General features: G+C 61.3%; 17 protein-coding genes and 1 pseudogene. 13 read left to right on the plus strand and 5 right to left on the minus strand.

What is annotated here, in order from left to right:
- Positions 1-5 precede the first annotated feature (5 nt).
- The 13 genes from M1D44_RS16990 (at position 6) to M1D44_RS17050 (ending at position 17,128) form a co-directional block, all read left to right on the plus strand.
- Positions 6-1,088 (plus strand): formylglycine-generating enzyme family protein, encoded by a 1,083-nt coding sequence (locus M1D44_RS16990; RefSeq protein ID WP_439004865.1) that lies wholly within the window; start codon positions 6-8, stop codon positions 1,086-1,088.
- Positions 1,085-2,146, plus strand: coding sequence for a formylglycine-generating enzyme family protein (locus M1D44_RS16995; protein ID WP_439004866.1), 1,062 nt, complete (start codon positions 1,085-1,087; stop codon positions 2,144-2,146). The genes M1D44_RS16990 and M1D44_RS16995 overlap by 4 nt, the downstream gene beginning before the upstream one ends.
- A gap of 30 nt (positions 2,147-2,176) precedes the next feature.
- The gene (locus M1D44_RS17000) at positions 2,177-2,926 is read left to right on the plus strand and encodes a DUF3592 domain-containing protein (RefSeq protein ID WP_316854157.1); all 750 of its coding nucleotides are present in this window, start codon (positions 2,177-2,179) and stop codon (positions 2,924-2,926) included.
- A 41-nt stretch (positions 2,927-2,967) separates the two neighbouring features.
- The gene (locus tag M1D44_RS17005; protein ID WP_316854158.1) at positions 2,968-3,231 is read left to right on the plus strand and encodes a PAAR domain-containing protein; all 264 of its coding nucleotides are present in this window, start codon (positions 2,968-2,970) and stop codon (positions 3,229-3,231) included.
- Positions 3,232-3,345: 114 nt separating this feature from the next.
- Positions 3,346-4,398, plus strand: a complete 1,053-nt coding sequence (locus M1D44_RS17010; RefSeq protein WP_439004867.1) for a hypothetical protein — start codon at positions 3,346-3,348, stop codon at positions 4,396-4,398.
- Between the two features lie 172 nt (positions 4,399-4,570).
- Positions 4,571-7,951 carry an ImcF-related family protein gene (locus M1D44_RS17015; RefSeq protein WP_461241618.1) on the plus strand — a complete coding sequence of 1,127 codons (3,381 nt, stop codon included), beginning with the start codon at positions 4,571-4,573 and terminating at the stop codon, positions 7,949-7,951.
- Positions 7,952-7,954: 3 nt separating this feature from the next.
- Positions 7,955-9,511: a type VI secretion system protein TssA gene (tssA, locus tag M1D44_RS17020; RefSeq protein WP_316853469.1), complete on the plus strand. Its 1,557-nt coding sequence runs from the start codon at positions 7,955-7,957 to the stop codon at positions 9,509-9,511.
- Between the two features lie 5 nt (positions 9,512-9,516).
- Positions 9,517-11,316 carry a type VI secretion system baseplate subunit TssF gene (tssF, locus tag M1D44_RS17025; protein WP_439004614.1) on the plus strand — a complete coding sequence of 600 codons (1,800 nt, stop codon included), beginning with the start codon at positions 9,517-9,519 and terminating at the stop codon, positions 11,314-11,316.
- 71 nt (positions 11,317-11,387) lie between these two features.
- Positions 11,388-12,341: a type VI secretion system baseplate subunit TssG gene (gene tssG, locus M1D44_RS17030; RefSeq protein WP_316853683.1), complete on the plus strand. Its 954-nt coding sequence runs from the start codon at positions 11,388-11,390 to the stop codon at positions 12,339-12,341.
- Complete coding sequence (gene tssJ / locus M1D44_RS17035) at positions 12,338-12,949, plus strand: type VI secretion system lipoprotein TssJ (protein WP_316853471.1); 612 nt, start codon at positions 12,338-12,340, stop codon at positions 12,947-12,949. The genes tssG and tssJ overlap by 4 nt, the downstream gene beginning before the upstream one ends.
- A 493-nt stretch (positions 12,950-13,442) precedes the next feature.
- Positions 13,443-14,336, plus strand: a complete 894-nt coding sequence (locus tag M1D44_RS17040) for a DMT family transporter (RefSeq protein WP_316683540.1) — start codon at positions 13,443-13,445, stop codon at positions 14,334-14,336.
- A 112-nt stretch (positions 14,337-14,448) separates the two neighbouring features.
- Positions 14,449-15,489 carry a LacI family DNA-binding transcriptional regulator gene (locus M1D44_RS17045; protein ID WP_024978001.1) on the plus strand — a complete coding sequence of 347 codons (1,041 nt, stop codon included), beginning with the start codon at positions 14,449-14,451 and terminating at the stop codon, positions 15,487-15,489.
- A 385-nt stretch (positions 15,490-15,874) separates the two neighbouring features.
- The gene (locus M1D44_RS17050) at positions 15,875-17,128 is read left to right on the plus strand and encodes a GumC domain-containing protein (RefSeq protein ID WP_316853472.1); all 1,254 of its coding nucleotides are present in this window, start codon (positions 15,875-15,877) and stop codon (positions 17,126-17,128) included.
- Between the two features lie 60 nt (positions 17,129-17,188).
- Here M1D44_RS17050 and M1D44_RS17055 read toward each other — a convergent pair whose 3' ends face one another.
- The 5 genes and pseudogenes from M1D44_RS17055 to M1D44_RS17075 form a co-directional block, all read right to left on the minus strand.
- Positions 17,189-18,115, minus strand: coding sequence for an NAD-dependent epimerase/dehydratase family protein (locus M1D44_RS17055; RefSeq protein WP_316853473.1), 927 nt, complete (start codon positions 18,113-18,115; stop codon positions 17,189-17,191).
- A gap of 155 nt (positions 18,116-18,270) precedes the next feature.
- Positions 18,271-19,473, minus strand: coding sequence for a sugar ABC transporter permease (locus M1D44_RS17060; RefSeq protein ID WP_024977999.1), 1,203 nt, complete (start codon positions 19,471-19,473; stop codon positions 18,271-18,273).
- Between the two features lie 6 nt (positions 19,474-19,479).
- Positions 19,480-21,027, minus strand: coding sequence for a xylose ABC transporter ATP-binding protein (locus tag M1D44_RS17065; protein WP_024977998.1), 1,548 nt, complete (start codon positions 21,025-21,027; stop codon positions 19,480-19,482).
- A gap of 63 nt (positions 21,028-21,090) precedes the next feature.
- A complete protein-coding gene (xylF, locus tag M1D44_RS17070; RefSeq protein WP_024977997.1) occupies positions 21,091-22,101 on the minus strand; it encodes a D-xylose ABC transporter substrate-binding protein in 1,011 nt (336 codons plus the stop codon).
- A 30-nt stretch (positions 22,102-22,131) separates the two neighbouring features.
- Positions 22,132-22,239 (minus strand): annotated as a pseudogene (locus M1D44_RS17075) (carbohydrate porin); the annotation flags it as partial.
- Positions 22,240-22,558 lie beyond the last annotated feature (319 nt).

Consider the following 22,558-nt stretch of genomic DNA (forward strand, 5'->3'; position numbering starts at 1 on the left):
AGCACATGACGCTCCAATACAAACACCTGCTACGAGCACTTTGTGCTGCCGTGCTAAGTTTTTCTCTCGCTCTGGCCGTCGCGGCAACTGCTGTCATGCCGCCAAAAGTACCGCAGATGCGCGATCCAGATGATACGCCCTACGACAATCGGCCCGACCCACGGCAGCCCAATGGCTTGGAGAGGGAGCTGATGGATCTGACGAAAGGCACCGTTGCGGAACGCGTAGCCAAGCTGAAGAAAAAGGCCATCAATGATCTTGTGTTTATCAAGGGTGGCACCTTCATGATGGGCGACTTCGGGCCGCTATGGACCCGAGAGCAGGGCTACTACACCTCAGGACTCGATAACAAGCCCCCACGAAGAGTCGCGCTGACTAGCTTCAGCATCGCTCGCTACAAGTCTACCTATGCAGAGCTGGATGTATTTGCGGATGCGACTGGGCAACAGCGTGCAGGAATGCAGTGGAGAGATGGAATTTACCGCCACCCCCTTATTCCTGCGGGCATGTACTGGCAAACCGCCAAAGATTATTGTGCGTGGCTGGGCAAAGAAATCGGTGTGCCTTTTGATTTGCCGAGCGAAGCCCAATGGGAATATGCCGCGCGCAGCGGAGGGCAGTTCTTCGTCTGGGCGACCGATAACGGCAGTTTGGAACCGGGGCGCAATATTGCCTCCACGAAACAGAGGAGACGGAGATTGCTACCGATCGTCGAGGTTGATCCCGACGATCCAGAAAGCGTTACCCGAGCAATGGCGTATCCGGTTGGTATTTTTCCGCCGAATCCGGTTGGTCTATATGACATGAGCGGAAACAGCGGTGAATGGATGCAAGACTGGTACGCCCGCGATGAGTACGCCAAAGAGATAGCGCTTGACCCAAAGGGGCCGGCATCTGGAACAAAGCGTGTGGTGCGAGGACAACTCAGCGGCAACTACGAACGGGCTACCAATGTGGTGCGTATGGCATATGACCCGATGTTGACTGAACCGGACATCCGAACTGGCAAGGTCGGCCCAGGCTTTGCCATTGACCTCGGTGTTCGCTGCGCAGTGAATCTTGACAAGCCCGTGGCGCAAACTCAATGAAAATATCGGCGCTTATCACTTGCGTTGCCACGCTGAGCTTTCCTCTCACGTTGGCAGTTGCGGCGACTGATGTCAAGCCGCCGAAGGTACCGACGTTCAACAACATTACTGACGAGACGCCTTACGACGATCAGCCTGACCCGCAGCAGCCCAAAGCACTAGAGGCCGAGTTAATGGACCTGACGAAAGGTACCGTAGCCGAGCGCGTTGCCAAGCTGAAGAGAAAGGCAATCAATGATCTGGTGTTCGTTAAGGGCCGCACCTTCATGATGGGCGATTTCGGGCCACTTTGGACAAAAGAGGAGAGGTATTACACCTCAGGACTCGATAACAAGCCCCCACGAAGAGTCGCACTGACTAGCTTCAGCATTACGCGCTACAAGGCCACCTACGCAGAACTGGATGTGTTTGCCGATGCAACGGGACAACCTAGGGCGGGTATGCAATGGGACGATGGCCTATGGCGTCACCCGTTGATTCCTGCAGGTATGTACTGGAAAACCGCCAAGGACTATTGCACTTGGCTTGCTAAAGAAACCGGCGTGCCATTTGATTTGCCTACCGAAGCCCAGTGGGAATACGCCGCGCGCAGCGGTGGGCAGTTCTTCATTTGGGCAACGGACAATGGCAGTCTGGATCGGGGGCGCAATATTGCTTCTGCTAAACAACGAACGAGTCTTAAGCCTATTGTCGAAACACGCCCTGACTACGTGACCCGCGCCATGGCTTATCCAGTCGGTATCTTTCCGCCGAATCCGATTGGTTTGTATGACATGAGCGGGAATAGTGGTGAGTGGGTCCAAGACTGGTACGCCCCCGATGAGTACGGTAAAGGGGTTGCACTTGACCCTAAGGGACCGGCGTCAGGGACAAAACGTGTGGTGCGGGGGCAGTTGAGTGGCAGCTACGAGCGGGCAACTAACGTGGTACGCGTGGCACGTGATCCGATGGTGACTGAGGCGGATATTCGGACCGGGAAAATCGGACCTGGTTTTGCCATTGACATTGTCGTTCGCTGCGCGGTCAACCTTGACAGGCCTGTGGCGCAGGTCAACTGAGCCTATTCACGCCCACATAAAAGGTCCCCCGTGATCTGGGCGATTACAGCAGAGAAAAAAATCGCAATGAAAATCCTAAAAATATTGGGTGGTGTGTTCTTGGTGGTTGGCCTTGTGCTGTTGGGTGTCGGTGTTGTGTTATGGCGCTCAGATATGGTGTTCGCAGAGCATGCCCTTAAAACACAGGGAACGGTTTCAGAACTGGTCTGGCGCGAGTCTTCCGATAGCAAGAAACGTAAAGACGCCGGAGTGTATGTCCCTGTCGTCGAGTTCCTGACCCAAGAAGGGCGCCATGTACGGATTACCGGTCTGTCTGGCTCAAATCCGCCCGCATACGAAGAGGGCGATACGGTCACCGTGCTTTACGACCCTGCCAGCCCGAAAGATGCCGTGATTGATAGTTTTGGCGAGCGTGGAGCAGGCCCGCTCATTCTGAACACGCTCGGTGCGGTGTTTGCATTGATTGGCGGCAGTGTGCTTGCCATGCTCTGGCGCCGGCGCAAACAGCGTGCGTGGTTGGCGCAGCACGGAGCTCCTATCGAAGCCCAACTCACGGGCGCAGATCTGGATACCAGCATGGCTGTCAACGGACGGAATCCGTGGCGCTTGTTCGCCCAGTGGCTGAACCCCACAACCCAGACGGTCTATGAATTTCAGAGCGATCCAATTTGGTTCGATCCATCGCCTTACGTCCAGCGTGAAACGGTCAGTGTTGTCATCAACGCCAACAACCCCAAGCAGTACGTCATGGACATCTCGTTTCTGCCCAAGAAAGCGTGATGACCTCGGGCCTGATAGGACCAACCTCTTACCCAGAATAAATGAAAGGCATCGTATTTGAAGGTGATCCGTTGGAAAGCGGCGGATATGTCATGAAAACCACCTCAACCCTCTTCGAGAGCGGGAAGCGCGCAGCCTTGATCGGTGATCAGGTGTATTGCCCGAAGGACAACCACGGTGTGAATCCGATTGTTGAGGGCGACAGCACGATGATCTGGGACGGCAAGCTACTGGTGACGCATCTGTGCAAGGCCGCCTGCGGGTGCCGGGTGTTGGCGCGGCATTCCACGCTTTCCGTGTCCTGAGCCATGTTATGGCCCATCCCCACGCTGACTCTTGCTGAGCGTCCTGAGCGACTTCGCCTAGGCATATGGCTTCCCATCATTGCGGTCATAGCGGGTATCTGTGTCGGTGCAGTGTTGCTGTTGTGGCCGCATGGGAAGTCAACCGATGGCGCCAGTTTCTGGCTCCTTGTGGCTGGCGTGCCGATCTGTGTCTGCGGGTTGCTGTTCGGTCTTCTGCTCATGCAGTGGGAGCGGCAAATGCTCGTGGCAGAAGAGAGTGAGCGAGAGATTGCACGAGTGACATCGCTTTGGCGTGACTGGACACGGCGGCGTGTGGATGTGCTGCGTGCGGTCGCGTTTCTACCAACAACAGCGACAGCCCAGCAGATCGTGGATGCCGATCCAATGACCCCTGTGAACCCGCTTCGACCTGTCGGGTTTATGTGGGCCGAGAATCAAGATGCACGGTTTCGTAGAGAGACCCTCTTGGGCCTGATCGCCGATCGCTTTGCCAAGGATCTTGCAAAGCTGTCAGCGGTTGAGGTGCTTCTCATCCTGGATGACGCCAGCCGAGAAAGCGAGGCCGATTGGGTCGCCGGTGCAAAGCGAGCGCTGGAGGCTGTTGCCCCGAATGCGACGCTGCATGCGAGCGTCGTGCAACAGGACGTCGGCCTCCAATGGTTGGAGGCTCACGTGGACACCAAGGACGCACCAACCACATTAGTCATTGCCGTCAACCTCTGGCCAGACAGTGGCAATCGTACCTATAGCGAGGGTGGTGCAGCACTGTTGTTGGTATCTCCGACAGGAGACTCGGATGCGGCGGCCGGACGACTTTATCGGCCCATGGTTTCTCAAGGTGACGCCCTCGCCAATGATCTGCGACAAGTGACTGACATGCAGATCAGGCCGGGGAGGCTATCGCAGGTGTTGGTGACAGCGATGCAGTCCGCTGAAATGGAATCGATCTCAACCGCATGGGCAGATGCGGGGCGGGATCGCCCGACAGAGGTTCAGGTTGACGATGTCCTGGGTCTCCCTGGCCCCGTGAGTGGATGGGTTGCTCTAGGCATCGCGTTGGAAACGGAGGGGCCTGAGCACGGTCCCCGATTGGTTGTGTGGCGTGAACCAAACGGAGACGTAGTGCTGATGTGTGCGGTGTCACCGGTGCAATCGAAGGAAGTCTAAATTGAAGAAGTTCTACACGTGGGGTCGTTGGCTGATCGCGATTAGTGTCCTGATCGCCATTGCTCTTCTTATCTATCTGACAGTTGATGGAAATGAACTACGGCAGTGGCTAAACCAACGCCGTTGGGTGGTTGCCGGGCTATCTCTGTTGACTCTGATTGCGTTGGGCGCAGTGATCACTCAGCGTAAGCCGATCCGACTCCGTATCCAGCAGTCCACGGAGGAGCAGGGTATCGAGCCTCCCGGCTTTACCGACAAGGCTGAGGCTACTGCGGCGCTTAGTCGGACAACCTCGATCGGACGCCTGAAAGAGTTGGTCTTCACCCCACGTACCACGCATGGCTACCGTTGGCGCTACCGCCAGCCATGGCTGCTGCTCACGGGGGATAGCAATGCCATCCAGCGCCTGTTACCAGCCATCGTTGAATCCGGCTGGCTCTACACAGACGAAGCGATTCTGCTCTGGAATGACAAGGGCGAAGACGGTCAACCCGATGGAGCGTGGCTCAAACAACTACGCAAACTCCGCCGCAGCCGCCCAGTGGATGCCGTCGTGCTGGTCGAAGACGGCACCGCGCAACTGGCTGCTCAACGCCGGGGCGTCAGCACCGACAGCCTGAACCTCACCCGCATCGCAGAAACACTGAAGTGGTCCGGCCCGGTGTACGTACTGGATGTGGCGGACACGGATGTTGTTGGCGACGGTCAAACGCCCGTCATGGGCTGTGAATTTGGCAAGGGCGCCGACGCCCCCGCCATCGCCGATGCACTGCTCGCATTGCGTGACCAACTCGCCCAACGCGGCGTCGCCCAACTGATCGCCAACCGCCACGACCGCTACAGCGCAGAACTCTCCGAGCGCCTGGATGACCACAGCACCAAGCTCGCCGCCTGGATCGCCAGCCTGTCCACCAAGAAGCGCAATCACCAACCCATCAGCGGTGCGTTCTTTGCCCCGTACCCGGCACAGCAGGGTGTGGGCGACACGCAAGCCGACTTGCCGCTGTGGCACCACCTCGGCCAGTTGGCGCGTCGCACGCGCGGCAAACGCGTTGGCTTACACCCTGTCACCGTCTTCTGCACGATGGTGCTGGTTGGCGTCGGTGCCTGGACCACCGGCATGCTGGCCTCCGCCGCCAGCAACGTCCGTGAAGTCCACCTCACCAACGTAGCGCTGCGTGACTTGAAGTTCGCTCCCGACACCGCCGCCAGCCTGCGCGCGCTGCTCGACGTCCAACACCGCATCGAACTCTACGAACATCGCATCGAGCACCAGGCTCCAGTGTGGACCCGCTTCGGCTTGAACCAGGACCGCGCAACGCTGGCCGCCCTCTGGAAGCCTTACGACCAAGCAGCCAATCGTTTGCTCATCACCCCGGTCGCACAAAACATCGAAGCCGAGCTGGTCGACCTCGCGCAAATGCCCACCGACCAGCTCGACGATCAAACGAATCAGATCGCCCTGGAAGGCCACCACGCCCTCAAGGCCTACCTGATGCTGGCCGAGCCCGCACGTGCAGAGGCCGCCTTCCTCACCCCGCAACTCACTCGCCACTGGCGCACCAGCGCCAACTTGAGCGATGGGGCCAAGCTGGACCTTTCTGAACGCCTGCTCGGTTTCTATGCCCAGCAGCTCAAAGCCCATCCCGACTGGCGCATCCAGCCGAGACAGGATCTGGTCGGCTCCGCCCGGCAAACCTTGCTCGCCGTCATCGTCGTCAAGAACTCCGAAGACACCGTCTACCAGAGCGTGCTCGACGCCGTCGGCGGCAAGTACCCCGACCAGAGCCTGGCGACGCTCACCCCCGGCACCGACCCGCGCGGCCTCTTGCGCACCAGCGCCACCGTCCCTGGCGCTTTCACCCGCCAAGCCTACGAAGGCACCATCCAGGCGGAGATCGACAAAGCTGCCGAGCGCAGCGCCGCCGCCGGCGATTGGGTCTTGAACACCAGTAACAGCCACCAAGCCGAACAAGGCCTCACCGGCGACGCCCTCAAGGCCGAACTCACCACCCGCTATTTCGCCGACTACGCCGACGCTTGGGCCACCTTCATGAACAGCCTGCAATGGGAGCGCGCGGCCACCATGCCCGCCGCCATCGAGCAGCTCAAACCGATGACCGACACCCGCCATTCGCCCGTCATCGCGCTTATGAAAAGCCTCGAATACCACGGCAAGGCCGGTGCCCCAAAGGCGAGCCTCTCCGACACCCTGGTCGCCAAAGCCCAAAATGTCTTCGGCAAGAAGGAAGACGCCCCGAGCGCACCGTCCGACACAGCCAGCCCCCTTGGCCTAACCTTCGGCCCGATCCTGCGGCTGATGGCCCAAGACACGCCCAATCAGGGCGACCTGAGCCTGCGGCGCTATCTGGATCGCGTCACCGCGCTGCGCCTGAAGCTCCAACAAATGAGCACCAGCCCCAACGCTGACGCCCAGGCCAAACAGGTCGCCATGGCCCTGTTCCAAGGCAAAGGCTCGGATCTGGCCGACATCCAGGACTACGCCGACCAGATCGCCGCCAGCCTCGGCGCCCAATGGGCCGGCATGGGCGAGGCCTTGTTCGTACGGCCGGTCGCCCAGGCCACGCAAACCGTGCTGCTACCCGCCCAGGCCAGCCTCAACGACGCCTGGCGCCAAACCATCGCCACCACCTGGAACCAATCCTTCGCGGGCCGCTACCCGTTCGCCAACACCAGCAACGACGCCTCCATCCCCGAGCTCGCAAGATTCCTGCGCCCCCAGGGCGGCCTCATCCACGCCTTCCTCGGCACCCAACTGGCCGGCGTGCTTGAACTCCAAGGCGACCGCTGGGTGCCCGCAGGCCGTGCCTTCGGCACCGCCACCGGGGGTGACAGTCTCGCCTTCGACCCCAGCTTCCTCAAAGCCATCAACACCCTGCAGCGCATCGCCGCCCACATGCTGGTGCAGGGTGAGGCCCAATACCGCTTCGATTTCCAGCCGGTGCCGATACCTGGCCTGACTGACACGCTGCTCACCCTCGATGGCCAGACGCTGCACTACTACAACCAACGCGAGACGTGGCACGCGCTGACCTGGCCCGCGAATAACCCGCAAAACCTTGGCACGCGCCTCCAATGGCAGACTGAGCAGGCGGGCACGAACAAGAGCTATGAGTACACCGGCCGCTGGGGCCTGGTACGCATGCTTGAGCGAGCCAAGGTCGAACCCATCGACAGCGCCACCGTGCAACTCACCTGGCAGGCTGTGGCCGATGCGGCGCCCAAGGCTGTCGATGCACAAGCCCAACAGTCAGACAGCGACACGCAGGTCGCAAAGGCTCCGTTGGCGCCTACATCCCAGGACATGATTTATCCGATCCGCTACCTCATGCGCACCGAGGTCGGCAGCGGGCCACTCGAACTCCTGGCCTTGCGCGGCTTTGTATTGCCTGAACGGATTTTTATGAATGGCCCTGGCCCCAGGCGGGCGCCTGCTCGGGCAGACGCCAAACCGCCCGTGCCGCAGACCGTGCTGGATGCAGCACGCAATGGGGCCGAGCGAGGTGAGTGGGCTGCATTGCCGGAGTCTTGATCCATGTTCGCCAATCTCTTCCAGTCCCTCTTTGGTAGCCGCACGCCGACCGACCTCGCTCGATCAACTCAAGGGCGTTGGGACACTTGGCTTGGGCCCATCAGCGATGACGCCCCAGTCGGTACCGACCCCATCTACGACGACGACTTCCTCGCCGTCAAAGACGAAGTCGCCAAGCTCAGCGACATTGACGACGACCTCATCGTCACCACCACCGAACGCCTGCTCAAGAACAGCGCCAAGGACGCCCGCATCGCCACCTACTACGTCTACGGCCGCATGCGCCGCGACGGCGCGGAAGGTGTGGCCGACGGCATGGAGTTGCTCTCCGCCCTGGTCGACCGCTTTGGCGAGACCCTACTGCCAGAGCGAGGCCAAACGCGCAAAGCTGCGCTCGAATGGCTGGCCGGCACCACCTTCGCCAACCGGCTTGATCGCGTACAAGGCCTGACGGATGTGCTGCTCGAACGCACGCTCTCAGCCCTGGCCCTCATCAGCGAGCGTACCGAGACCTGGCCCGAAGCCGCACGCCCCGACCTCGCTCCTTTGCTGCGCCGCTTCGAAGACCAGATCGAGGCCTCGCAGCCGCCGCAAGCAGCCCCCAGTACCCAACCGGCGAGCTTGCCGGCTGCGAAGGAGGTTGCATCCACGCGGGAATTACTAGACCGCGCCCGTCAGATGGCGGCCTTCTTGCGCGAGCAACCGCACGGCTATCTCGCCGCCTATCGCCTCATGCGTTGTGTGCGCTGGGACACGCTCACCGAAGTCCCTCCGCACGAAGTCAGTGGCAAGACCCGACTACCGGCACCGCGCGCCGAGCTGCGCGCCCATCTGCACCGCCTCATCCTGCAAAAGCAGTGGCCCGAGCTATTGGAACGTGTCGAAGCGGCCTTCGCCGAAGGCGCCAACCACTTCTGGCTCGACCTGCAGTACTACGCCTTCAAGGCGCAAGAACAAGCGGGCGGCGACTACGCGCAAGTGCGCGATCTGGTCACCACCGACTGTGCCCTCATGCTCGAACGGTTGCCCGGTCTGGAATACCTGTCTTTCGCCGATGGGAGTCCTTTTGCCGACGACAGCACGCGCGAATGGATCGCCCGCCACGCCACCGTCCGCGACATGGAACGCGGCGACGCGGTAGCGCCCGTCGCCCTCGACACCGCCGGCACCGATTGGGCTGAAACAGAAACTCAGGCCACTGAAATGGCCCACCAGCAGGGCATCGAAGCCGCTTTCGCCTGGCTGCAACGCCTGCCCGCTCAAGACGGCGAGCGCGACAGGTTCTTGCGCCAACTTGTGATGGCCCGCGTCGCGGAGCGTGCGGACAAGCTAGACACCGCGCTGCACCTGCTCAGCACGCTCGACACGGCTGCCCAGCGCTACCAGCTCGCCACCTGGGAGCCCACGCTCGCCTTCGACGTGAAGTACCACCTGCTTCGCCTGCTCAAGGTCCGCATCAACCGCAAGGACGCCGACAAGCCCGCACTGGCAGCCCGCATCGAAACATTGACGGGGGAGCTGACGGCCATCGATCCTGCTCGCGCCATCGCACTCCCTTAAGGCCTATGCGCACACCTACCCAAGACAATTCCATCCTGCGCTACTACGAAGCGGAGATGCGCTACCTGCGCGAAGTGGGCAGCGAGTTTGCCCGCGCGTACCCTGACCGCGCCCGCATGCTCAATCTCGACCGCATCGGTGAGCGCGACCCGCACGTCGAACGCCTGTTCGAGGGCTTCGCCTTCCTCATGGGCCGTCTGCGCCACAAGCTTGACGACGAGCTGCCCGAGTTGACCGAAGGCATCGTCAGCATGCGGTGGCCGCACTACCTGCGGATGATTCCGTCGCTGTCGATTCTGGAACTGCAACCTAACCATGGCAGCCTGCAGCAGCACGAAATTATTGAGGCCGGGCACGAAGTCACCTCCAATCCAGTCGGTGAGAATCGGGTCGAATGCGGTTATCGCACCACGCAGCCCGTCGATCTCTACCCGCTACGCCTGACGGATGCCAGCACCTACGCCCGCGAAGACGGCCGCTCAGTCATTCGTCTGCGCCTGGAAGTGCAATCCCAGGCTCGCCGAGAGCAGTTGAACGTCCCGCGCCTGCGCTTGTACCTGCACGCCGACCGCCCGGTCGCCTTGGCGCTGTACGCCGCGCTGACCGCGGAACCGCTGGCCATGCAGGTCCGCGTTCCCGGCTACCCGGAAGATCGCCCCGGCGCTCCACAAGCCATGCCCGGGTTGCGCTTGGCTCCCGCTGGATTTGCCGCAGACGAACGTCTGTGGCCCAAGGCAGACAACGCCTTCGGCGGCTATCAACTCTTGCTCGAATACTTCACCTTCCCGGAGAAGTTCATGTTCGTCGACCTGCTGGGCTTGGATCTGCAGGCCATACCAGCCGACGCAACAAGCTTCGACCTGGAGGTCGTGCTGAACAGGCCGTACCCCGACGACATGCGCTTCAGCGCAGACAACATCCGTCTGTACTGCACCCCCATCATCAACCTATTCGAACTGGAGGCCGATCCCGTCACCGCCACGCAATTCGAGACCGAATACCGTGTACACGCAATGGAGCAGTACGGCGAGCACGCCGACGTGTACTCGGTCGATGCCGTGCAGGGCTTCGCCTCCGGCAACGGTCGGCGTTTCGAATACGCCCCATTTGCCGCGTTTCGCCATCGCGGTGGCATGCTGCGCCACGAGATGCCCGAGCGCTACTTCCACACGCGCATGCGACAAGGTCCCTCCGGGCGCTTCGATACCTGGATCGTGTTGGGCGGGCACGTCTGGGAGCACCAGAGCACATTGAAAACGGAAACCCTGTCGCTCTCCGTGACCGGCACCAACGGCATGCTGCCGCGCAAGGCCCTGCGCGAAGCTGCCATCACACGCATGCGAGGTGGCTTTACCAACGTTACCAGCGTGCGCAACCTCGTGGCACCCACGCCACCCGTGTATCCGCCCACGGGTGACCGGTTCCAGTGGCGCGTGCTCTCGCATCTCGCCCCCAACTATTTGTCCCTGCTGGATGCGGAAATCCTGCGTGGCAGCTTGGCACTGTACGACTGGACGGACGGCGAGTTGAACAAACGCCGCATTGAGGCGATCACCGAGGTCAAACACCGCCCATTGCAGAAGCTGGTCAAGGGCGGCCTGGAGCGCGGCGTGGAAATCGAAGTCGCCCTCGACGCCAACCAGTTCGCCGGCGACGGGGATCTTGAGTTGTTTGGCGGCATGCTGAATCGCTTCCTGGGGCTGTATGCCACGCTCAACCTGTACACGCGTCTGGTGATCGTGGTGCAGCCGACAGGCAAGAGAATCACCTGGCCTGATACCAAAGGAGAGGGGGCACCGTTTTGAATGCCCCCGAGAAAGTCCCGCCCAACTCAGGGCCGACGCTTCTGCCAGCGCTGCTCCAGCACGCCACGCAGATGAACTTCTTCCGCTTCTGCGAACTGATGGAGCTGGCTGCGCCCGATCGAGCGCCGCTTGGCGCAGAAGATTCGCCTAAGAACGAGCCTATCCGCTTCCGCTCACGGCCCAAGCTTGGTTTTCCAAACCGCGAGATCGATGCGGTCGAATTCGATCTGGATGAACCCACTGCGCCCCCCGCCATTCGCACCACCTTTCTGGGTCTGTATGGTGTGGATGCGCGCATGCCGTCGTACTTCGTCGATGAGATCGCACAGAATCGCGACGGCGCCGAGCCCCTGGCCGCGTTCCTGGACCTGTTTCACCACCGCATCGTGACGCAGTACTACCGCGTGTGGCGCAAGTACCGTTACCCGGCGGGCTTTCGCAAGGACGCGAGCGACAAGGTGTCCAGCTACCTGCTCAGTTTCACTGGTCTTGGGATTGGTGAACCGGAAATCCGGCAGGAGCTGGAAACACGTACCTTACTTGCCACCCTGGGCTTGACCGGGCAACGCACTCGCACCGCCGAAGGGCTGGCCGGTGTGTTGCAACACGCTGTGCCGGAGGCCACTGTCACCGTTACCGAATTCCACCCGACCTGGGTCCGGGTCAACGACTTCGAGCCCATGCCCCTGGGGGAGAACTGCCTGCTTGGGCGTGGCTTTACGGATCGCAGCAACACCGTGCGCGTCAGGTTTTGCCCGCAAACCAAAGAGGCGGTGCAAAGCCTCATGCCGGGCGACCCTGCGCATAGCAAGATCATGGCGCTGTTGCGCTACTACCTGGGCTACGAAGCCCAAGCGCAACTGGAGATGGCGGTGCGCCCAGACCTGATGCCCAAGCCCGCGCTGAACACGACCCAAGTGAGCCTAGGCTACACCACGCTGCTGCCACCCCTCGCCATAGATACAGAAAAAGCCCCCATCCGTGTCCAACTTGGCACCTGGGGCGGCACTGCACACCAAGCATGAACACGATGAAGACACACACACTGGTGGCCGCGCTGGCTACCGCAATCCTCGCAGGATGTGGCGTGGCACAGTCCGTCAAGGACGGCACTGTGGACGCCGCCAAATGGGCGTTTACCACCCAGGTGAAAACAATGAATCTGGACTTGACCAGCCGTGCATCGATCAACCCCAATGGTGGGGGCCAATCGCTGTCCACCGTGGTGCGCATCTACCAGCTCAAGGACGCCAAGACCTTCGATGCGCTTGATTATGCGCAACTGGAGTCCAGTGACTTAAAGGAGCTCAAGACCGAGCTGCTGGCGACCAAGGATGTGGTGCTGCGCCCCAACGCCAGCGTGAGTGTGAGCGAACCTATGAGCGAGGATGCCGAGTTCGTTGGCGTGGTGGCGTTCTTCCACAAAGCCGACAGGGATTCGGCATGGAAGCTCACCATTCCGAAGAAGCAGTGGAAGAAGACGGACCCAGTGCAGATCCAGGTCATCGGCAACACGCTGCAGCTTGCCGGGGCCAACCCTGCGCCGGTCAAGCGGACGGCGCCCGTGCAGAGTGCCCCCGATTCGGCAGGCCAAGAGCCTGCCGCCATGACAAATTTGGACAAGGCAGGGTGAGCATTATGAGTGCCCCATCAAGCGCATGATGTTCTCGCCCCGGCAATACACGACAATTTCTGCTGCTTGATCCAAGCGGGACTATGGAATCACGCGTTCGGATCGGGCTTCCGATCGAGGTGGTGTTTGCCGTTCCAGATCAGAAGTGTGCAGCGCAAGCGCTGGCCGGCTCGCGCATTGGTGGTGTGATCAGGACGGATTCTCGTATCTGCCGGCGGATGGTCTGTGCGTCAAAGTCGTCGAGGCAGAGTTGGCTGGGGCTATGAGGCGCGAATAGTCGGAGCAGGTCCAAACCTCACGACGGCCGTTGGCCTCGGGATGGATTGTGGTGCCCGTGAGGCGATGGGTCGGGTGAAGTCTGCTTCGCGGTAGGCGGTGTACAGGGTGTCAGCCACGGTTGTCGCTTTCGAGGTGTGATGTTGTCTGGTTCGAAGTATATGTTTTGAACCAGACATTACTAAACTGCGGTCTTCCATTGTTCGAGGAGGCCGTCGTGCCTGTGCTGTATCCCTTGCTGGCGGTGCTGATCTGGGCTGCCAACACCATCGTGTCGAAGGCCGCGGCCGGCGTGGTGGACCCGGCGGCCATTTCGTTCTACCGGTGGCTGCTGGCGGCCATCGTGCTGACGCCTTTCTGCGTGCGGCCGCTGTGGCGTCAACGTCAGGCTGTGCTGGCGCTGTGGCGGCGCTTTGCGGTGCTCGCGCTGCTGGGCATGGTGATGTACCAGTGCCTGGCGTATTACGCGGCGCACAGCACGAGCGCGACCAATATGGGCGTGATCGGGGCGCTGATCCCGATGCTGGGCCTGATCCTGAACGTGGCGGTATTTCGTCAGCCTGTCGGGGCGCAGGCAGTGACGGGCGTGGTGGTGTCGCTCCTTGGTGTGCTGTACCTGCTGGGGCGCGGAGAACCTGCCAACCTGTTCGATGGCGGCATCAACCACGGCGACGTGCTGGTGCTTGCGGGCGCCACTGCATACGCGCTGTACAACATCCTCTATCGCCGTTGGGCGCTGCCGTTCGGGCAGTGGCTCAATCTGTACGTGCAGGTGTTGCTGGCCGTCGTGATGCTTGTGCCGGTGGCCATGACCGCGCATAGCCTGGCCGTACCGGCCAAGGGCATCGGGCTGGTGGTGTTTGCGGGCATTGCCTCGTCGATCGTCGCGTCGTATCTGTGGATGCAAGGGCTCAAGCGCATCGGCAGCGAGCGTACAGCGGTGTTGATGAACTTGATGCCGGTCTTCACCGCAGGCATGGCTGCGGTGATGCTGGGAGAGACCGTGCACGGCTATCACTGGATCGGCGGCGGCCTCGTTCTGCTGGGCGTGAGCCTGGCGCAAGGCATCGTGCGGCTGCCGATCGGCAGTTCGGGATTGAGTGCCCGTTAGTTTTTTTGGCCGCGCCGCTTGGGGGTTGGCGGTAAAATCGAGCACATTGGCGGGCGCGTGATAGCGCCCGTTCCGTGTTCCAGAACCACTCTCGCCAGACCATCGTCAGACCATGAAGCGCAACGCAGGAGCTGTCACCGTCGATGATGTTGCCGCGCATGCGGGCGTGTCCATCAAGACCGTCTCGCGCGTGCTCAACCACGAGCCCAACATCAGCGAGAAGACGCGCGCGAAGGTGGTCGAGGCGATGCAGACGCTCGACTATCGGCCCAACCCGGCTGCCCGGCGACTGGCCAGCAAGCGCGCCGACATCATCGCGCTGGTCTACGACAACCCCTCCGACAACTACATCGTCAACATTCAGCACGGCGCGCTCGAAGCCTGCCAGGCGCTCGATTACAGCCTGCTGCTGACCCCTTGCAACTACCGCGACCCGAACCTCGCCGAGCAGATCATCCAGAGTGCGCGCCAGCGAGCACTGGCCGGCATCATCCTGACGCCACCGGTGTCGGATGTGCCGTCGCTGATCACGGCGCTGGATGAAGCGGGCATCGACTACGTGCGTCTGGCACCGGCCGATCGCGAGCACAAGGGGTTGTCGGTCAACACCGAAGACCGTGCTGCTGCGCGTGACATGACGCTGCACCTGATCGGGCTCGGGCATCGCCGCATCGGTTTCGTGGTGTGCGACCCCGCTCATGGCGCGGCGTATCAGCGCGTATTCGGCTATCGCGACGCGATGGCGCAGGCCGGCATCGAAGTCGACGAACGACTGGTGGAGCAGGGCGAGCACTCGTTCGAGTCGGGCGTTGCCTGTGCTGAGCGGTTGCTCTCCTGCGAGCCGCGTCCGACCGCCATCTTTGCGGGCAACGACGACATGGCCGCCGGGGTGCTCCGGGTAGCGCAGGCACGCGGCATCAAAGTGCCGGAAGAACTCTCCATTTGCGGCTACGACGACACGCCGCTCTCACGCCAGCTCTGGCCGGCGCTCACCACCGTGCGCCAGCCGATCCAGGCGATGGCGCATGCGGCTGTGGAGCAGCTCATTGCGATCCACCGCCCGCATCTACCGGGCCTGAAGCCGCATTCGGTGCACGAAAACTTGCAGTATGAGTTGGTGATTCGGGAATCGACTTGTGCGCCGGCGCGTTGATCCTTTTTTTGGGGCAATCTGTCACGACTAAATGTGGCAGTTGACCCTGACAAAGGGAGCGTAGCCGTTGGTTACGACGCAGCAGCGGCCAGAGTTCTTCTCTGGGCAGGCGTCGCGGTTCACTCCGACTGTTACTTTTGGTGCTTTAGTAATTCCACGGTAAATGTCACTATCGTGCTGCCAGCAATGGCACATATTTTGACATTCAGAAATCCCGATCGCTGGTATAACCACGCGACTTGTCGCACAAGTGCGGTATCGTCTCAGCCGTGTTTATTTCGGCAGTGCCACTTGGCATCGACTGTCATTCTCGAATAGCGGAGTCGAACGGGTCGGAGTCGCACCGTGCTTTCCAATAGTGCCCAAAGTATCAAAGGAAAAAGGGATGGCAGCGTCGACCATTAAGCGTACCGATTCAGTGGCCAGCATAGAAGAAGAGCTGCTCGATCTGTCAACGTTGCTCCACCGGAGCTGGCAATTGCGTCGGCAAGTTTTTTCCCTTGCGGCTATTTTTGCATGCCTCATTTTTGCGGCCGTCTTTTGGGTGAAGTGTCAGTATTCCAGCGAAGGATTTCTGCGCGCGCCGCGTAAATTCTCCGAATATAACGCTCATAAAGCGGCTCTATGGGATGGCGAAACGCTTCGTGGCTACCTGAAAGAGAATAAGAAGCTCGACGATAAGAATGGTCGTTATTTGCTGGGTGCGCTAAATGAGCGGTTCGTGCAGGCTCATCTGCAACCAGTCCAGCCACTGTCGAAAGACGATTTGCGTTACATCGCGGATGCAAAGAGTACCGTTGAAGCGGCGGGTATTCTCGGCTTCTCGATCTCGTTCTCCGATCGATCGCCACAGGATGCACAAGCCCGGGTGGAGTTGATGGGCGACTACGCCAAGGACACTATGCTGAGTGAGGACCTGCGCGATACGATTTACACCAAAGCTGGTGAGGCTAAGGCCAAGAAGCAGCTCATCGACAACCAGATCATTCAGAAACGGGTCGCGTTGGAGCAGTCCATGAGACGGCTCGAAGCCGCTCGAGCCATCGCGAACAGATATCCCGAAGCCTCAAAAATGGAGTCGCGACAGTTGTTGTCCACCGGCAACGACAAAGACTCGACACGCTACTTGTCACCAATGGCGCAGCTCGTTGGAACGGAAACGGAGATGGCGGACCTGAAATCCCAACTTGCATTGCTCGAGCGTGATGCCGAACAGAACGCCTTGCGCAGGGAGTTCTATGGGCGGATTGAACAACGCAGCAAGCAGGTAGAGACGGGTAAAGCGCTACTCGGAGAGTTTGTGAAAACCGTCCAGAGCGTTTTCAAGGATAAAAGCCTCGCGGACGACCAGACGCGTGAGGTCTACAACCAAATCATGCTGGTCGCCGAGCAAATGCAGAGTAAGCACATTACGGAAGCGCGATTCGTCTCGGGGCCTACGCTTCCAGAGAATCGCTCTGGCCCGGCGCCATTCGTTTTGGCACTGTTGTCGTTGATGGGCGGAACCATGTTGGCCATCACGATTGCGTTGTTGTTCGACACGGCGCGCGTACGGGACGAGCCTGTCAGTGCCGATGGTGCAGCACCCGCGGCGAATGAAGCTCAGGACGATACTCTCCGACCTGCCCATGCAGCTTGACGTCTAGCTGCGCGCACGAAAAAAGCCCGGCCATTAGCGCCGGGCTTTTTTTTCATGCGCCTACTGCGGCTGTCTGATCAACGCATACAAATCATCCTGCGGGTCATACCCCAGCAGCTCGCGCCCGGTCTCCAGGCCCCAATCCATTCCGCGATTGTTCGACACGCCATTCACGACGATGGCCGGTGCTGGCCAGCGCGCCGGGTCGGCCGTAATGGAGCAGAGGAACAGCCGGCGCAAATCCCCATTCGAGAGCCACATGTTGCGGAACCAGCGTAGCGCGACGCGGCTGGCTTCATCGGGCAACTCGGTCGGCACGGGTGTGTCAGCGGTGCCGGAATAGTTGATCTCGTTGGGGTCGTTTTCGTCGGGCAGCGCCCAGCCGATGCGCAGCGACACGATCGATAGCTTGCCGCCGTTGGCTTCGGAGACGGCGCCTACTGCTTTGCAGAGCCGTTCGCCCATTGCCTTGGACGTTCCGTAGGCGAGCGAGTAGACGTCTTCTGTACCGTTATTCCAGCGCGTGCCTGGGGCGGGCGGCAGTTCAGCGGTGAGTTTGCCGGGGCCGATGGTGCCGGCCAGGGGTTGATCCTTGTACGCGCCCATCGCGTGGTTGGACGAGGCGAACACGAAGCGGCGCACGCCGTGCGTGGCAGCGGCCTGCAGCACATTGAGCGTCATGCCGTAGGAGGCCAGCGCTTGCTCCCACGTTGCGTCTGGCGTGGAGTGGATGGCGGCCAGGTGGATGACCGCATCGACGTTGCTCAGCAGATCAGTCCATGCACCATCGGCTTGCGTGAGGTCGGCCTTGACCCATTGGAAATGTTGGGCCGCTTGCGGCGAAAACTCGACGTTCTGTGCGACCCAGTCGATGCCGATGATGGAGGTGCACCACGGGGCAGAGGCCAACGCCTCGACGACCTTGCGGCCCAGGTTGCCAGCTACGCCGGTCACAAGAACGCGAGCAGGGGTTTGGTAGTCAGCCACGATGTGGAATTCCGTTCGGGATGAAGGAAAGAAAGGCGCGACCGGCGGCTGGCGCTGCAACATCATCGCGCGCCGCCGTGTCGTTCCAGATCAGGAAGGTGGGCCGGATGGGCCCAGGAGTTGTGTGGCGTTTGCCGACGGGTCAGCCGCCGAGGTCAGCCGCGATTGGAGCCCGACAGCACGTCAATCAGCACCGCGACCACCAGCACCACGCCCTTGACGATCATCTGCCACGAGGCGTCGACGTTCATCTGCTGCATGCCGTTGTCGAGGCTGGCCATGACGAGTGCGCCAATCAGCGCGCCGTACACCGTGCCCGAACCGCCGCGCATCGACGTGCCGCCGATGAAGCAGGCGGAGATGGCATCCAGTTCGCCGCCCACACCGGCGGAGGGCGAACCCGCCGCCGAACGCGCGGTGGTGATGATGCCCGCGAAGGCACACATCAGGCCCATCAGCACGAACACCAGCAGCTTGACGCGACCGACGTTCACGCCGGACAGGCGCGTGGCTTCCATGTTGCCGCCCACTGCGTAGACGTGACGGCCGAATACCGTTTGTGTCGCGACGTACGAGAAGATGGCCAGCAGCACCAGCAAGATCAGCACCGGCAGCGGCACACCGCTGGCGTCGTTGAGCACCGCGACGAAGCCAAACGACGCGGCAGCGATGGCCAGCAGCTTCAGCCCATCAGCCCAAATCGGCGTGAGCGAGAGCGACAGGCGCGCACGCTCGCGACGTCGGCGCACGGTCAGCACAACCGAGCCGACAACGATGACAGCAGCCAGCGACCACGACAGCCATGCCGGCACGAAGCTCTGCGCGAGGTTGCCGAGGTCATCGGGCACCGGGGCAATCGTCACGCTGTCCGTGCTCCACTGCAGCAAGCCGCGGAAGGCCAGCATGCCGCCCAGGCCAACGATGAACGAGGGCACACGCAGCTTGGTCGTGATGAAGCCGTTGACCACACCGATGGCCGCGCCCGCCACGAGCACCGTGCCCACGGCCAGCCAGGTGTTCCACCCGAGGTTGACGGTGAGGATGGCGACCAGCCCGCCCAGCAAGCCAAGCAGCGAACCGACCGAAAGATCGATCTCCCCCGCGATGATGACGAACACCATGCCGCAGGCCAGCATGCCAGTGACCGACATCTGCAGGAACAGGTTGGAGATGCTGTTGGGCTTGAGGAACGTGCCGTTGGTCTGGAAGTAGAAGAAGACCCAGATGAGTGCGACGGCCAGCAGCAGCGCCAGCACCTTGTAGCGCACGAACAGTTGCTGGATGGCGCGACCGTCCAGGCGCGGGCCGCCATTGCCGCCGCTTTGGCGGGCGAGTTGGGATTGCAGGATATTGGACATGGCAATTCAAGCCGCTTGGCGGCCGGGTTCAGCGTTGATTGCAGCAGCCAGGATGCGCTCCTGGGTCAGGCCTTGATTGACGAAGTCGCCGCGCAACTGGCCTTCGCCGATCACCAGGACACGATCGCTCATGCCAAGGATTTCCGGCATCTCGGAAGAGACCATGATGATCGCCACGCCGCTGGCGGCGAGGTCGGCAATCATCTTGTAGATGTCGTATTTGGAGCCAACGTCGACACCGCGCGTCGGCTCATCGAGGATGAGCACCTTCGGCATCGCCAGCACCATCTTCGTGACCACGGCCTTCTGCTGGTTGCCGCCGGATAGGCTGGCAATCGCCAGTGCGGGGCTTGCGGTCTTGATCCGCAGGCGTTTGATTTCGCGGTCGACGGTGGTGAGTTCGGCGCCCTTGTCGACACGCAAACCGCGCGCGTACTGAGCCAGCGTGGCAAGCGTGATGTTCTCGCCCACGGCCATCAGCGGGACGATGCCGTGGCGCTTGCGGTCTTCGGGCACCAGGCAGATACCGTTGGCAATCGCCTGTGCGGGCGTGCCGACCTTGACCGGCTTGCCGTCCATGATGATCTCGGCGCTGGAGCGGCCGGGGTAGGCGCCGAACAGCGCGGACACCATCTCCGTACGCCCGGCGCCCACCAGGCCGGCAATGCCGAGAATCTCACCGCGGCGCACGGCAAAACTCACGTTGTCTGTGCGCTTGCGGTTGGGGTTGGTGACATCCCAGCATGTGACGTTGCGCGCTTCCATCACCACGTCGCCCACGGTGTGTTCCACCTTGGGGAAGAGCGATGTCATTTCGCGGCCGACCATCATCGTGATGATGTTGTCGATGGTCATGTCGGCGGCGGGGCGCGTGCCGATGTGCTTGCCGTCGCGGATGACGGTGACGGTATCGCACACGCGCTTGACCTCATCGAGCTTGTGCGAGATGTACACGCACGCCACGCCGCCGCGCTTGAGGTCGTCAATGATCGACAGCAGCACCTCGATTTCCTTGGCCGACAGCGATGACGTCGGCTCGTCGAGGATCAACAGGCGCGCGTTTTTGGCGAGCGCCTTGGCGATTTCGAAAAGCTGTTGGTGGCCGCTGCCGTAGTTCATCACGGGCGCGGCCACGTTCACGTCGGTCAGGCGCAGGCGGGCGAGCAGTTCTTCAGCCTTGGCGTGCATGGCGTCGTAGTCCATGCGGCCCCCCGGCTTGGTGATCTCGTTGCCGAGGAAGATGTTTTCCGTGACGGAGAGCTGCTGCACCAGCATCAGCTCCTGATGGATGATGACGATGCCGGCGCGCTCGCTGTCACGCACGGAATGCGCGTGCAGCGGCTCGCCTTCCCACAGGATCTCGCCTTCGAAGGTGCCGTAGGGGTAGACCCCCGACAGCACCTTCATGAGGGTCGATTTCCCGGCGCCGTTCTCCCCGCACAAACCGACGCATTCGCCCGGCTTCACTGCCAGGCTGACGCCGTCGAGCGCGCGCACACCGGAGAACGACTTCACGATGTTGCGCATCTCGAACAGGGTGCCGTTACTGCTCATGGCGTTCTCCTACTCACTACGACTGACCACTGACCACCGACGACCGACTGCTGCATCGACTGCTTACTTGCCGAAAATCTGCTGATGCGTATAGAAGCCGTCCTTGACGACGGTGCTATCCAGGTTGTCCTTGGTCAGCAGGGTCGGGGTCAGCAGCACGGTGTCGACATCCTTCTTGCCGTTGTTCAGCTTGGTATTGAACTTCGGCGCCGTGCCCTTCACGAAGTCGACTGCCATCTCGGCTGCGGTAGAGGCAATTTCCTTGATCGGCTTGTAAACCGTCATGGCTTGCGTGCCTTCGGCCACGCGGCGCACGGCGGCCAGGTCGGCGTCCTGACCCGACACCGGCACCTTGCCCGCCAGCTTCTGGCGTGCCAGCGCCTGGATGGCGCCGCCGGCCGTGCCGTCGTTGGACGCGACGATGCCTTGGATGTTGTTGTTGTTTGCGGTCAACGCATTCTCAACAATGTTCTGCGCCTTGGAGGGGTCCCACTCCGGCGTCCACTGCTCGCCGACGATCTTGATGTCGCCCTTGTCGACGTACGGCTTGAGGACCTTCATCTGGCCTTCGCGCAGCAGGCGCGCGTTGTTGTCGGTCGCGGCGCCGCCCAGCAGGAAGTAGTTGCCCTTCGGCGCGATCTTCACGACGCCCTGCGCCTGCAGCTCGCCCACCTTCACGTTGTCGAAGGTGACGTAGCCGTCAACGTCGGCGTTCAGGATCAGGCGGTCATACGACACAACCTTGATGCCCTTCTTCTTGGCGCTGGCAATGGCGTTGCCCAGCACCTTGGAGTTGAACGGCACGATCACGAGCACGTCGACGTTCTGGGCGATCAGGTTTTCGATCTGAGCGATCTGCTTGGCTTCGTTGGCGTTGGCCGACTGCACGTTCACGGTCGCGCCCAGCTTCTTGGCCGATTCGACAAAGTAGTCGCGGTCGTGCGTCCAGCGCTCGACGCGCAGGTCGTCGATCGAGAAGCCGATCACCGGTGCTTCCTTGCTGGCGTGGGCCGAGGTGGCTGCGAAGGTGAGGACCGCTGCAGCGGCAATGGTGTTCAGTACGCGGGAAAGCATGAATGTCTCCTTCTTCATTGATGTTGTCGTTCAGAACGCTATGCCGGCTGTCAGCCCGATGACGAACGCGTTCTTGTTCTGGCTGGTGCCGTCCGGATGCAAGATGTACTGCAGATTAGGACGGTAGTACATCGACGGCTCGTGTGGCTAGCTGCAGGACGGCTTGCGCACATGGAGATTCGTCGCCATCACGTACGAGGACGCTCTGGCCGGCACCGGCATCCGGTTCACGGGCCGGTTGGGACTGCAGAATGGTCAAAATTGACAGCGCTGTCAATCTCGGGATTTGCCCTAGGGTCTGAGGCACCACACGCAATTGTCTCCAACGCCTGGCAGTGACGCACATTGGCTAAAAACTAGGGCAACTCCCTACATTGACAGCGCTGTCAATTCTCCTCATTCTCCTGTCCGGGCCCGCCAAGAGACTCGGCTCGAACGAACAAAGACAACGCCAAAT

It is taken from the genome of Ralstonia sp. SA306 (assembly GCF_054792405.1).